This is a genomic window from Novosphingobium sp. Sphag1I (genome assembly GCF_056279125.1).
The window spans coordinates 27,447-39,956 of sequence record NZ_JBWBQS010000007.1 but is presented as its reverse complement, the minus strand read 5'-3'; the positions used below and the strand labels follow the sequence as shown (position 1 = coordinate 39,956).

Here is a 12,510-nt window from a genome sequence, read left to right as displayed (position 1 = left end):
CCATGTCCTTTGCCAAGATTGCCATTATCGGTCTGGGCCTTCAGGGCGGCTCGATCGGCCTTGCGGTTCAGCAATATCTGCCCAAGATCGCCACCTCGGGCTATGACCGCGATCCGGCCACCCGCGCCCGTGCAGCCGAGCGCGGATTGGTGGGCCATGTGGCCGATACCGCCGTGGAGGCCGTCAAGGACGCCGATCTGGTGATCTTCTGCGTGCCGTTGGGCGCGATGGGCGATGCGGCGCGGGAATGCGCGCCGGGCCTGCGCGCCGATGCAGTGATTTCGGATGTGGGTTCGTCCAAGGAAGCCGTGGCGCGGGTATTGGGCGAGGTTTTGCCCAACCACCTCATCATCCCGGCCCACCCGGTGGCGGGCACCGAAAACTCCGGCCCCGACGCCGGTTTCGCCAGCCTGTTCGAAGGCCGCTGGTGCATCATCACGCCTGCCGAGGGCACCGACCCCTTCGAGATTGAGCGCCTTTCGGTCCTGTGGCAGGCCATCGGCGCCAAGGTCGAGATCATGGCCCCCGCGCATCACGACCGCGTTCTGGCCGTGACCAGCCACCTGCCGCACCTTATCGCCTATACAATCGTGGGCACCGCGGGCGACCTCGAAGAAGTGACCCAAAACGAAGTCATCAAATATTCCGCCGGTGGCTTCCGCGATTTCACCCGCATCGCCGCGTCGGACCCCACGATGTGGCGCGACGTGTTCCTCTATAACCGGGACGCCGTCCTCCACATGCTGCAAGTCTTCACCGAAGACCTGACCGAGCTGCAGAAGGCGATCCGGTTGGGGGATGGCGAAAAGCTGTTCGATCATTTCACCCGCACCCGCGCCATCCGCCGCTCGATCATCGAGCAGGGTCAGGATGTGGCCAGTGCCAATTTTGGGCGGGATGGGAAGGTTTAAGGGAGGTTAGATGCGAGGGTCTAGACCCTCGCGCTCCCATGACTGTCTGCGTTGCGTCAGGGGTTCGGCCTTTTGTGTCGGACGCCATGTAGAGATTTGATAGCCTGCGGCGCTACATTTCCGCGCTGCAGGCTTTACCCCCCAAAAAACCGCAACGCGCGAACCAAACGCCACCCCAAACCGGGATTGTTAAGGGCCCCCGCCCTTAACCCGCCGGAGGCAAAAGCCTTCGCGCCTAACTCACCAAAAAACCGACGCCGGCCAAAACCATCACCCCCGTCGCCACCCAACCCAAAGCCGCGACCGGCAAAGGCAGCACCAGCCGCCCCATCACCCGCGGATTACGCGCGACCAGCAGCGTCATCACCATCAACGGCGGCGCCAGCAATCCGTTGATGACCGCCGTCCAATAGAGCGCCTTCATCGGATCGATGTTGAGAAAGTTGAACACCACCCCGCCAGCGACCGCCAGCCCGATGGCCCCGTAAAAGGCCCGCGCGCCACGGGGCGGTTTATCCAGCCCCTCGGCCCAGCCAAAGGTTTCCGACAGGGCATAGGCTGCGCTGCCCGCAAGGACCGGGACCGCCAAAAGCCCGGTGCCGATGATGCCCACGGCAAAGAACAGGAACGCGTAATCCCCCGCGATCGGACGCAGGGCCAGAGCCGCCTGATCCGCGCTGGCGATTTGGGTGATGCCATGGGCGTGCAACGTGGCCGCCGTGGCAATGATGATCGACAGCGCCGTCAGATGCGTCACCCCCATCCCCACCATCGTATCCGTGCGCAGGCGCGACAGGCTAACCGCGGCGCGGCGCGGGAACACGCCCAGCGGATGCAGGTGGCGCCTGTGCTGCTCCTCAACCTCCTGCCCCGCCTGCCAGAAGAAGAGATAGGGGCTGATCGTCGTGCCTAGCAGCGCGACCAATGCCATGGTTTCGGCGCGGCCATGGGGAATGGTGGGCACCATCAACCCGCGCGCCACCGCCCCCCAATCCAGCCGCGCCACGAAAGGCACCGCCACATAGGCCAGCAGCGAAAGCGTCGTCCATTTCAGGATCGCTTCATAACGGGCATAGGAAATGAACACTTCCAGCCCGACCGAGAGCAGGCCGAAAGCCACGACATAAAACAGCACCGGCCCCGGCACGATCAGATTGAGCGCGGCCGCCATCGCCCCCAGATCCGCGCCAAGGTTGATGATATTGGCCACCAGAAGCAGCATCACCGCCAGCGCCAGCACCGGGCGCGGATAATGGCGCTTCAGGTTCTGGGCGATGCCATGGCCGGTCACGCTGCCGATGCGGGCACAGGCCAATTGGATGCCCGCCAGCAAAGGATAGGAAAACAGCATGGGCCAAGCCAGACCAAAGCCGAAACTGGCCCCGACCTGGCTGTAGGTGGCGATGCCCGATGGATCATCATCGGCCGCCCCGGTTACCAGCCCCGGCCCCAGAACGTCCCAGACGTCACGCTTTTCGGGGGCCGGTTCCTCGCTCATACCTCTGGAGCGTTCAGCTGATTGATGGCGGCATGAACCCGCGCCTCGATCTCCTCACGCGGCAGACCGGCGGGGATCGTTTCGCAAAAACGATAGGTCACCGTGCCGCGCCTTTTCCAGAACCCGTGCAACAGCGGCCCGGTGTTGACCGCCACCGGAACGACCGGCAATCCGATCATCTTGTAAAGGCCCGCAAACCCGGCCTGAAGCGCGGGCCGCGTACCATGGCGCACACGCGTGCCTTCGGGGAAAATCGCCAGCGGGCGGTTTTGCTGCGACAGGGTCCGCGCCGCCGACACCATCGCGCGCAGGGCCTTGGCGCCCTGATCACGCTCCACCGGGACAAGGCCATAGAGCCCGGCAGCCTTGCCCCACAGCGGCAGGCGCAGCAGCTCGACCTTGGCAAAGACCGCCGGAAAGGGCAGCAGCGTAGGCAGGTCGATCGCCTCAAACATGCTTTCGTGCTTCAGCGCCACAAAGACCGGACCGGAAGGCACCGTGCCTTCGATCACGATGGTCATGCCAAGGATATGGACCGCACCCCAGCGATGCATGTTCGACCATTTGGTACAGATCCAGATCGCCCCATCGCGCCCGCCGAACAGCGTGAAGAGGGGAATAGAAAGCCCCATCAACGTCGAGCACAGATAAAAATACAGATTGAAGGCAATCGAACGTAATGCATTGCCCAGGCCCAGCGGCTCTTTATCCATAATAACCTTTTCCGATATGCCACAGGCGTCGCAGCACATATTTGCTGTATTCCGCAAACAGAATGCCCAGCGACGGGCGCGTGTGCACGGCATCTTCTGTCAATTCAACATCGGCGGGGATGGTCTGGCGTAATTCCCACGCCGCGCGGCGCATGTGCCAATCCGATGTCACCAAACGAACGCGATGCAGTTTATGACGCGCGATCCATTGCGCGGATTCGCGCGCATTGCTGCGCGTATCAACCGAATCATATCCCAACGTGATGCAACAGGCCAGCAAAGCCGCCCCGATTTTATATTCGGCGGCCAATTCGCCCGGTTTGACTTCGGGATCGACGCCCGAAATCAACATGCGCGGCGCGGCGCCGGCGCGCAGCAGTTCCAGCCCGCGCGCAATCCGCCCCTCGCCCCCGGTCAGCACGATAATGCCATCGGATTTGGCCATCGGGGCCGGTTGCGGCTGAAACGCGGCGAAACCGACAAAGCCCAAGGCCCACACGATCAGCAAAAGAGCAAGCAAGCGGCGCAGCATCACAGCATCTTTCGCAGCGCGATCAGCACCGAAAGCCGCGCCGTCAGCATGGCCAACCCCACCGCCACCACCGGCACCAGCGCCACAACGGCCCAATCCAGCGGCCCGAGCACCCCGCCCGCCAGCAGCCCCGCGCCCAGCCCGGCAAATCGCGCACCCAGCACGACCACCGCAATCTGGCCCAGCACCAGCCCGACCAGGCTGCCCAAAGCGGCGTCCATGCCCATCGAGCGCTGGAAAATCCGGGCGATCTGGGCATCGGTGCCGCCCAGATTATGGACAATCTCGATCGTTTGCCGATGCGTACCCAGCGCCGAACGCGCCGACAGCAAAACCGCCGCCGCCAGCGCCAGCGCCAGCAGCCCAATCATCGACACCGCCAGCCAGCGCAGCGAATCCATCGCGTCAAACACCGGAGCCAGCCAATGCGATTGCGCATCCACCCGCGCGCCCGGCGCGACTTTGGCCACAGCCCTACGCAAGGCATCGATGCGCCCGCCGTCCACGCCGCCCTCCAACCGGACATCGATCATCGCGGGCACGGGCACCATATCGCCATCGCTCATCCCCGCGCCCAGCCATGGCACGAGCAGTTGATCCAGTTCCTCCTGCGGCACGGTGCGGGCCGAAATCACGCCCGGCACGGCCAGCAACGCCTTTTGCGCGGCCTGTGCCTGCGCGTTGCGGATCGGGGCCTGCGCCTCGATAATCTGGACCGTCACGCCCCCGGCAAGGTCGGTTGCGGCGGCATTGGCAATGTTGCGCAAGGCAAGGCCCGTCGCCGCCGCGATCACCGTGATGGTGACCATGATGGCGATAACCCAAGGCGTCGGCCCCGACAGCCGCGCCTGCGGCACCAGAACCCCCTCGCCCCCGCTGCCAAAGGCGCGCCATCCGGCCAGCTTGCCTTCGCCCCGACCAAAATCGCGAGCCGCACCATGCGGGTTGGCCGCATCGGGCGGCCCGTCTGCGGCGGAAATAGGGCGGTGCGGGATCTGCACAGAATCGCGGCCATCCATATCGGTCATGGCTGCCCCCCTCGACGCGGGGGATAGCGCAAGGCGCCGGTGGGGTCCGACATCCGCCCCTTGTCCAGCCGCATGATCAGGCTGCCCGGCACTTTTTGCAGCAAATGCATATCGTGGGTGGCAACCACAACGGTCGTGCCTAACCGGTTGAGAGCCTCGAACAGACGCAGCAGCTTAACCGCCATGTCGGGGTCAACGTTGCCGGTCGGTTCGTCGGCCACCAGCAATTCGGGCCGCCCGATCACCGCGCGGGCAATGGCGACGCGCTGCTGCTCACCACCCGACAGCGTGGCCGGTTTGGCCCCCATCCGGTCGGCCAGACCGACCCATTCCAGCATATCCTTGACCGGTTGTACCACGTCGCGTTCGGGTATCCCCGCCACGCGCAACGGCAAGGCGACATTGTCAAAGGCCGAAAGGTGGGGAACCAACCGATAGTCCTGATAGACCACCCCGATCCGCCGCCGAAATCCGGGCAGGCGTTGACGCGGCAGGGTGATCGCATCAGTGCCGAACAGGCTGATCATCCCGCGCGAAGGGCGCTGGGCCAGATAGAGCATGCGCAAAAGCGAGGATTTGCCAGCGCCGCTGGCCCCGGTCAGGAAATAGAAATGGCCCGCGTGCAGCGTAAAGCCGACATCGGACAAAACTTCACGATCGGTGCCATATCGCAAACCGACATTATCAAACCGGGCGATTTCCCCTGCCATGGCCGTCACTTGCCCCTCCATCGCGGATGGGGCGCAGGCGACCACCCGCGCCGCACGGCGGATTTCAGGCTTTTAACAGGAGAGCTTTCGACCATCACCGGCCAGCTATAGTACGGCTTTGCCCGCGAAAAAAGGGCGGTGGAAAAATGCCTGAGAACAGGCGAGTCGCAGGCTGTTCCCCTTGTGCTTTGCAAGGATTGCATGTTTTAGATGTAACCGATGATTATCGCCTGCCCTGCCTGCGCGACACGCTATGCTGTCCCCGATAGCGCCATCGGGGTGGACGGTCGGACCGTGCGCTGCGCCAAATGCCGCAACAGCTGGTTTCAGGAAGGCCCGGTGGTCGAGGTTCCGCCCATGGCGCCCACGCCCGCCCCGGCCCCGATCAGCGAACCGGCCCCGGCGCCCATGACCCAGACCACCGTGATGGAAGCCCAGCCGCCCGTCGCTGCGCCGCCCGCACCCAGCCCGGCGCCGGTTGCTGCGCCGGTCATGGCCGCCGCCGCGCCTGCTAACCCCGCCCCCGTGGTCGCACCGCCGGTGGAACCGGCCGCGCCCGAACCCACCCCTGCGCCCTCGATCAAGGATCGATTTGCCAGCAGCCCGTCCAGCTTTGCCCACGAACCGCCGTTTCGCCCGCGCCGCAATCCGGCGCGCATGTGGACGATGCTGGCGGTGGGATTTGCATTGGTGTCGACCGGCGCGATGGCGGCGGTCTATGAATTCGGCCTGCCCGACTGGCTGCCCTTGCCGCAAACGGGGCATAGCGAGCCAGATCTCAAGCTGACCTTTCCCGCCGCACGGCAGGAGCGGCGTCCGCTCAACAGCCAGAATGATTATTTCAACATTTCCGGCACCATCACCAATATCGGCCAAAGCCGCCGCAGCGTGCCCAGCCTGATGATCGTGCTGCGCGATGCGCGCAACCGCGCGGTCTATACGGTCGAGGCCGCGCCGCCCAAGCCGGTGCTGAACCCCGGCGAAAACCTGACCATCAACACCGCGATCGTGGATGCGCCCAAAGCGGCGGTCTCGGCCGAGGTGAAATGGAAGGTGAATTGAAACAAATTTTCCACAAGTTCGATTCTGCGCTTGGCAAGGTCAAACTCCTCTGTTAGGGGCGCGCTCCTACCCCACTGACGGGCCAGATACTCTGGACGGTCAGACATGAAGATGCGGTCGTGGCGGAATTGGTAGACGCGCAACGTTGAGGTCGTTGTGGGTGAAAACCCGTGGAAGTTCGAGTCTTCTCGACCGCACCATCACAAAGAGGCAGGGCCAACGCCCTGCCTTTTTTGTTACGGGCGCCTTTTTTGTTGCCCGCCTCACCCCTTGCGAAATGCCTGATCCAGAAAATCGAAGAAGCGATCATTGTCGCCCTGCACGGCATTGATGCGCAGATAGTCCTGCCAGCCGCCAGACGGGCTGAACACAATACCGGGGGCCAGAATGATCTGCTGGCCCGCCGCTTCGCGCGCCAGTTGCGCCGCATCCATCCCGCCGGGCAAGCGCGCCCACAGCGACATGCCCGCCTTGGGTTCGCACCACAATTCCATTCCCAGCGATTTGAGCCGCGCCGATGTCCGCGCCCGCGCCCGCGCCAGTCGGCGGCGCAAAGTCTCCATATGGTGGCGATAGGTGCCGTCAGTCAGCATCGTCACCAGTAACTGCGCGCCCAACGGATTGCCCATATAGGAGGTGACGATGCGCAGATCGGCCAGAGCATCCACCCAATCGGCGCGCAAGGCGATATGACCACAGCGAATCGCGGTGGAGGCGGTTTTTGACAGACTGCCGATGCGGATCACCCGTTCCAGCCCGTCAAACGTGGCATAACGGGGCGATGGTTCGGTTTCGAAGTCGGCGAAAATGTCATCCTCAACGATGACCATATCGGCCTCTGCGGCGATCTTCAGCACGCGGTGGACATGGGTGGCCGACAAGGTGGCGCCGGTGGGATTATGGACCGCGCTGTTGGTGATATAGAGGCGCGGCTTTTCACGGGCCACAACCTCGGCAAAGGCGGCCAGATCCGGCCCTTGCGGGGTCATAGGCGCGCTGACCACGCGAACGCGATGGGCGCGCAACAGCGCCACGAAGTTGAAAAAGCACGGATCATCCAGCAGCACCGTATCGCCCGGCTGTAACAGGAAGCGGCACACCAGATCGAGCGCCTGTGTCCCGCTGTCGGTCAGGATGATCTGATCGGGGCTGGCCTCGATCCCCTGTTCGGCCAGCCGGCGGCTGGTCAGCATCCGCATCGGTTCATAGCCCAGCAGATCGGATTCGACCGCAGCAGGCGCCCCCCGCGCCTCGGCCCGCAAGGCGCGGCGCATCGAATCCTGCGCCAGCCAATCGCCCGGCAATGTGCCCGAACCGGCGTTGATCACCCCTGCGCGATCGTCCGAACATTGGCGAAGCAGCCATACGGGATCGATCTCGCGCGCGCTTTTTGCCTCATCATCGCACAGCGCCAAGGGGGCCAAAGGGGCCGCGACGTAGAACCCCGCCCCCACCCGCGCCCGGATCACCCCTTCGGCGGCCAGCCGGTCATAGGCTTCGACAATGGTGGATTTGGAAAAGCCGGTGCTCTCCGCCATCGCCCGGACCGATGGCAGACGCGCGCCGGGAACCAGCATGCGCCGCTCGATCCGCTGATGGATCAGGTCCATCACCTGTTCCGTGCGGGTCCGGCGCTGGGCGGTTTGGGATGAGGCTTCGAGCATTGTACCGATGATCCTACCAATACGGTTTATCGAAATTGTATTGGATTGTTCCTGTTCGCGCCAGCCCCTTTTGCGCCACATGGCGTCGTCCATTCAGGAGACAACCAACAGGAGATCGAGATGACTACCCCCAATACCAGCCGTTTCAGCCGCAACCTCAGCCTGCTCGCTTTTGCGCCGCTCGCTCTGGCCGCGCTGTTTGTTGTGATCGGTCAGGCGATGGCCAGCACGACAACGGGCAATCCGATGGGGGTAGAGGGCGACCGAATCATCCTGCGCAGCATTGACCGCCATCCATCCGACGCCCCGGCGGCCAAACGCACTTGGTCGCGGATTGACGCCGCCGCTCTGGAGGTCTGCGGCGGGGGCGGCTTTTCCAGCCGTCAGGTCAATGACGCCATCCGCCGGTCCGATTGCTGGCACAGTGCCATGAACGGGGCGCTGGCCCAGATCCGCTCGCCTTTGCTGCCTCTGGCGCTGGCGGATGGGGCGCGGTTCCGGCCGTAATTTGGGTGTGGGGCGGGGTGTCGCCCCACACCTTCTTGCATCGCCCATATGCTATGACTATATCTTATATACGAATCGTATATTCATGAGCGACAATGGGCATCGTCAACATCGAGGATGAACTGCACGAACAATTGCGCAGGGCCAGCAAGGTTTCGTGCCGGTCGATCAACGCGCAGGCGGCCTTTTGGATCAAGATCGGCATGTTGGCCGAATTGAACCCGAACATGAGCTTTCACGACATTGTCGCGCGCGAATTGCGCGAGGCCGGGGTCGATCCAAGCCCCCTGACGGCGTCCACGCCAGCGCCTTTGTCGGCGATACCGGCATGATCAAAACCCCCGCTGAAATCGACGTCATGGCACAGGCCGGACGGCTGTTGGCCGATGTGTTCACCTATCTCGACACGCTGCCTCTGGCGGGGATGAACACGATGCAGGTCAACGACATGGTCGAGGCTTATATCACAGGCCCGCTGCAAAGCCGCCCTGCCAGCAAGGGGCAATATAACTATCCCTATGTCCTCAATTGCAGCCGCAACCATGTGGTGTGCCATGGCATGCCGTCACAGGACGATGTTCTGGCCGATGGCGATATCGTCAATTTCGACATCACGCTGGAAAAGGACGGGTTCATCGCCGATTCGTCCAAGACCTATATGATCGGCAACGTGGCGCCCCATGCGCGGCGGCTGGTCCAAACCACCTATGACGCCATGTGGCAGGGGATTCGGGCGGTGCGCCCCGGTGCGCGGCTGGGCGATATTGGCCATGCGATCGAACGCCATGCCAAAAAGGCGGGCTATTCGATCGTGCGCGATTATTGCGGCCATGGCATCGGGCGCGAAATGCACGAAGACCCGCAGGTTCTGCATTTCGGCAAACCCGGCACGGGCCTGACCCTGCGCGAAGGGATGGTTTTCACCATCGAGCCGATGTTGAACGAAGGCCGCGCCAAGGTCGAAACGCTGGATGACGGGTGGAGCGTGGTGACCGCCGATGGCAAATTATCCGCGCAATTTGAACATACCGTCGCGGTGACGCCGCAAGGCGCGCGTATCCTGACGCTGCGCCCGGATGAGAAGGTGGCGCGCCGTTGACTGGCGCGCCCCGAAATTAAAGCAGTTCCTTGAGCGGCACGCTGCTGTCGCCCAGACGATCCACATCCGGGCTCGCCCCCGCTTCGACCAGCTTGCGCCCCTGAACATAGTCCTTGACGCTGTTGACGCAATCGAGGGCGATCACCCGGCCAGCCTTGAGGTAAACCACGCTGAAGGACCGCGCCGCCACATCGCCGCGCAGCACCGTCTGATCATAGCCCACCGACAGGCCCGCCGTCTGAAGCCGCAGATCATACTGGTTCGACCAGAACCACGGGAAGGCGTGATAGGGCTTTTCCTCGCCAAGGATATGTTTGGCGACACAAGTGGCTTGGTCATTGGCGTTCTGGACCGATTCCACGCGCATGACCACACCTTCGGCAAAGTCACAGGCGAAGGCCGCGCAATCACCGACAGCATAAATATCCGGCAAGGACGTGCGGCAGAATTCATCCACATCCACCCCATTGGCCCCGGAGGCCCCAGCCAAAATCAGCGGCCCGACGGCAGGCACGATGCCGATGCCGACGATGACCACATCAGCAGGCACAACCTCGCCATCGGACAATTCGACGCCCGAAACCTTGTCCCCGCCGACCAGTCGGGCCACCCCGCTGATGCCGGTGCGCAGATCGACGCCATGGGCGCGATGTTCGCCTTCGTAAAAGGCCGAGAGTTCCGGTCCGGCCACACGCGCCAGAACGCGCGGCGCCAGTTCGAGCAGCGTCACCTTGCGCCCCATTTTGGAGAGGACCGCAGCCGCCTCCAGTCCGATATAACCGCCGCCGATGACGACGAAATTCTGCGCGCCCGCATCCACTTCGGCCATCAACGCATCGGCATCGGCCCGCGTGCGCACGCCATAGACGCCCGCCAGATCCGCGCCTTCGCAGGAAAGACGGCGCGCATCGCCCCCGGCGGCCCAGACCAGCTTGCCATATTCGAGGACAGACCCGTCCGAGAGCGTAACCTGATGCGCATCGGCATCGACCGACACGACCTCACGGCCCAACAGCATCTCGACCTGCTTTTCCTCCCAAAACGCGGCGGGGCGGATATAGAGGCGGTCGAACGTCTTTTCGCGCGCGAAATATTCCTTGGACAAGGGCGGGCGTTCATAGGGCGGTTCGCTTTCGCGCCCGACTATCGCGACCGAACCGGCAAAGCCGCCCTGACGCAGCGCAATCGCGCATTGAGCCCCGGCGTGTCCCCCGCCCACGATCAGAATGTCTTTCTTGTCCATGACCGGAGTGGTTTGACGAAAACCGCGCCGCCGTCAATCGCCACAGTGAACAGAAGTGCTTTGCAATCCTTTCAAATCCTGCTGCCTTGCGATTTCCTGCCCGATGATCGACAGGGCGCGCGGCGATGTCTGCGCCGCGTTAAAGCGCAGATAGGCGCCCGCGCTCTGGCTGGGGCTGAACACATTGCCGGGGGCCAGTACAACGCCGCGCGCGCGACATGCCTGTGCCAGCGCCGCGCCGTCGATCCCCGGCGGCGTTGCGACCCAAAGATAGAACCCTCCCGCCGGATTGCCCCGGACACGCAGCCCCATCGCCACCAGTCGCTCCGCCAAATCGCCACGCGCACCGGCTAGACGCCGACGCAACCCCTCGATATGTTTGCGATATTGCCCGCCCGCCAGAACATGCGCGATGGCCGCCGCCGACAAGGGACTCGGCCCGCCAAAACTGGTGGCGACCTGAAGATCGCATAGCGCGTCGATCCAATCCGCCCGGGCGACGATATAGCCGCATCGCAAAGAGGCCGAGAGCGTCTTGGAAAAGCTGCCGATGCGAATGATGCTGTGCAATCCGTCCAGCACCGCCATACGCGGGGTTTGCGGGGCGAAATCGGCAAAGATATCATCCTCGACAATCACCATGCCATGCGCGGCGGCGATGGCGGGCAGGCGGTGGGCGACCTGCGGCGACAGGCTGGCCCCGGTGGGATTGTGCAGCGCCGAATTGGTCAGATAGAGCCGGGGCCTTTCGCGCGCGACGATGGCCTCGAATTGCTCCGGGTCGGGGCCGTCCGGGCCATAGGGGACGCTGACCACGCGGGCCTTATGCGCGGCCAGCAAGGCCTGAAAATTGAAATAGCACGGGTCATCCAGCAGCACCGCATCCCCCGGCTTGATCATCAGGCGACAGATAAGGTCAATCGCCTGTGTCCCCGATCCGGTCAGCAGCACCTGATCGGGATGCACCGACAGACCCTCGGCGGCCATGGACAGCGCCAGTTGTCGGCGCAGGCTAGGTTCGCCCCGTGTCGAGCCATAGAGCGTGATGAGGCCAATGTCCTGCGCCGCCACGCGCAAGGCCCGGCGCAGCGCATCCTGCGGCATCCAGTCGGGCGGCAACCATCCGCAGCCCGGTTTGTCCGTATCCGCATCGGCGTCCAGCGATTGGCGCGAAACCCAGAAAGGATCGATTTCCGGCAGGCGCGCGGGGGCATTTTGCGCCGGTCCCTTGGGCGTTGCGGCAAGGCGCGCGACATAGAAACCCGATTTTGGCACCGCCTCGATCACGCCTTCGGCCACCATGCGGTCATAGGCCTCAACCACCGTGGCGGGGGAGACATGGAGAGCCGCCGCGCATTGGCGCACCGATGGCAATTTGTCGCCCTCGCCCAAAAGGCCGGAGCGGATGCGCCCATGGATGCTGTCGATCACCATGGATATGCGGGTGGGGGCATTCATGTGTATTGGCCTTTGAAACGATACAGATGATGTAATCTGTATCATACTGTATCTGTCTGCAAGCCCCCCGCCATCCTATGGATCG

At 63.6% G+C, this 12,510-nt stretch carries 13 protein-coding genes and 1 tRNA gene; 6 read left to right on the top strand and 8 right to left on the bottom strand.

Translation table 11 applies throughout. The features are described 5' to 3' along the window. Window positions 1-2 precede the first annotated feature (2 nt). A complete protein-coding gene (locus tag ACZ9HU_RS09600; protein ID WP_476104521.1) occupies window positions 3-911 on the top strand; it encodes a prephenate/arogenate dehydrogenase family protein in 909 nt (302 codons plus the stop codon). Between the two features lie 235 nt (window positions 912-1,146). Here ACZ9HU_RS09600 and ACZ9HU_RS09595 read toward each other — a convergent pair whose 3' ends face one another. Genes ACZ9HU_RS09595 through ftsE form a run of 5 tightly spaced genes read right to left on the bottom strand, consistent with a single transcriptional unit; the run spans window position 1,147 to window position 5,392 of the window. Next, on the bottom strand, window positions 1,147-2,409 hold the full coding sequence (locus ACZ9HU_RS09595; RefSeq protein WP_476104519.1) for an NRAMP family divalent metal transporter: 1,263 nt from the start codon (window positions 2,407-2,409) through the stop codon (window positions 1,147-1,149). Beyond that, window positions 2,406-3,122, bottom strand: coding sequence for a lysophospholipid acyltransferase family protein (locus ACZ9HU_RS09590; RefSeq protein ID WP_476104518.1), 717 nt, complete (start codon window positions 3,120-3,122; stop codon window positions 2,406-2,408). Before ACZ9HU_RS09590 ends, ACZ9HU_RS09595 begins: the two co-directional genes overlap by 4 nt. Then, on the bottom strand, window positions 3,115-3,654 hold the full coding sequence (locus tag ACZ9HU_RS09585) for a YdcF family protein (protein ID WP_476104517.1): 540 nt from the start codon (window positions 3,652-3,654) through the stop codon (window positions 3,115-3,117). Before ACZ9HU_RS09585 ends, ACZ9HU_RS09590 begins: the two co-directional genes overlap by 8 nt. Beyond that, window positions 3,654-4,682, bottom strand: a complete 1,029-nt coding sequence (locus tag ACZ9HU_RS09580) for a cell division protein FtsX (protein ID WP_476104516.1) — start codon at window positions 4,680-4,682, stop codon at window positions 3,654-3,656. The genes ACZ9HU_RS09585 and ACZ9HU_RS09580 overlap by 1 nt, the downstream gene beginning before the upstream one ends. Continuing rightward, the gene (ftsE, locus tag ACZ9HU_RS09575) at window positions 4,679-5,392 is read right to left on the bottom strand and encodes a cell division ATP-binding protein FtsE (protein WP_476104796.1); all 714 of its coding nucleotides are present in this window, start codon (window positions 5,390-5,392) and stop codon (window positions 4,679-4,681) included. Before ftsE ends, ACZ9HU_RS09580 begins: the two co-directional genes overlap by 4 nt. 219 nt (window positions 5,393-5,611) lie before the next feature. On the opposite strand from ftsE, the gene ACZ9HU_RS09570 reads away from it, so the two are divergent. Further along, on the top strand, window positions 5,612-6,454 hold the full coding sequence (locus ACZ9HU_RS09570) for a zinc-ribbon domain-containing protein (RefSeq protein WP_476104515.1): 843 nt from the start codon (window positions 5,612-5,614) through the stop codon (window positions 6,452-6,454). A gap of 113 nt (window positions 6,455-6,567) precedes the next feature. Then, window positions 6,568-6,654, top strand: a tRNA-Leu gene (locus tag ACZ9HU_RS09565). 63 nt (window positions 6,655-6,717) lie between these two features. Here ACZ9HU_RS09565 and ACZ9HU_RS09560 read toward each other — a convergent pair. Next, the gene (locus tag ACZ9HU_RS09560; RefSeq protein WP_476104514.1) at window positions 6,718-8,118 is read right to left on the bottom strand and encodes an aminotransferase-like domain-containing protein; all 1,401 of its coding nucleotides are present in this window, start codon (window positions 8,116-8,118) and stop codon (window positions 6,718-6,720) included. A gap of 120 nt (window positions 8,119-8,238) precedes the next feature. Here ACZ9HU_RS09560 and ACZ9HU_RS09555 point away from each other — a divergent pair, with 120 nt between their 5' ends. From ACZ9HU_RS09555 to map, 3 genes are all read left to right on the top strand, one after another. Next, complete coding sequence (locus ACZ9HU_RS09555) at window positions 8,239-8,625, top strand: UrcA family protein (protein WP_476104513.1); 387 nt, start codon at window positions 8,239-8,241, stop codon at window positions 8,623-8,625. A 95-nt stretch (window positions 8,626-8,720) separates the two neighbouring features. Further along, on the top strand, window positions 8,721-8,957 hold the full coding sequence (locus ACZ9HU_RS09550; protein ID WP_476104511.1) for a ParD-like family protein: 237 nt from the start codon (window positions 8,721-8,723) through the stop codon (window positions 8,955-8,957). Further along, the gene (gene map / locus ACZ9HU_RS09545) at window positions 8,954-9,724 is read left to right on the top strand and encodes a type I methionyl aminopeptidase (RefSeq protein WP_476104509.1); all 771 of its coding nucleotides are present in this window, start codon (window positions 8,954-8,956) and stop codon (window positions 9,722-9,724) included. The genes ACZ9HU_RS09550 and map overlap by 4 nt, the downstream gene beginning before the upstream one ends. A 16-nt stretch (window positions 9,725-9,740) precedes the next feature. On the opposite strand, the gene ACZ9HU_RS09540 is transcribed toward map, so the two are convergent. Together ACZ9HU_RS09540 and ACZ9HU_RS09535 are read right to left on the bottom strand one after the other, a co-directional pair. After that, the gene (locus tag ACZ9HU_RS09540) at window positions 9,741-10,967 is read right to left on the bottom strand and encodes an NAD(P)/FAD-dependent oxidoreductase (RefSeq protein WP_476104507.1); all 1,227 of its coding nucleotides are present in this window, start codon (window positions 10,965-10,967) and stop codon (window positions 9,741-9,743) included. A 33-nt stretch (window positions 10,968-11,000) separates the two neighbouring features. Then, complete coding sequence (locus tag ACZ9HU_RS09535; protein WP_476104505.1) at window positions 11,001-12,425, bottom strand: aminotransferase-like domain-containing protein; 1,425 nt, start codon at window positions 12,423-12,425, stop codon at window positions 11,001-11,003. Between the last annotated feature and the right edge of the window lie 85 nt (window positions 12,426-12,510).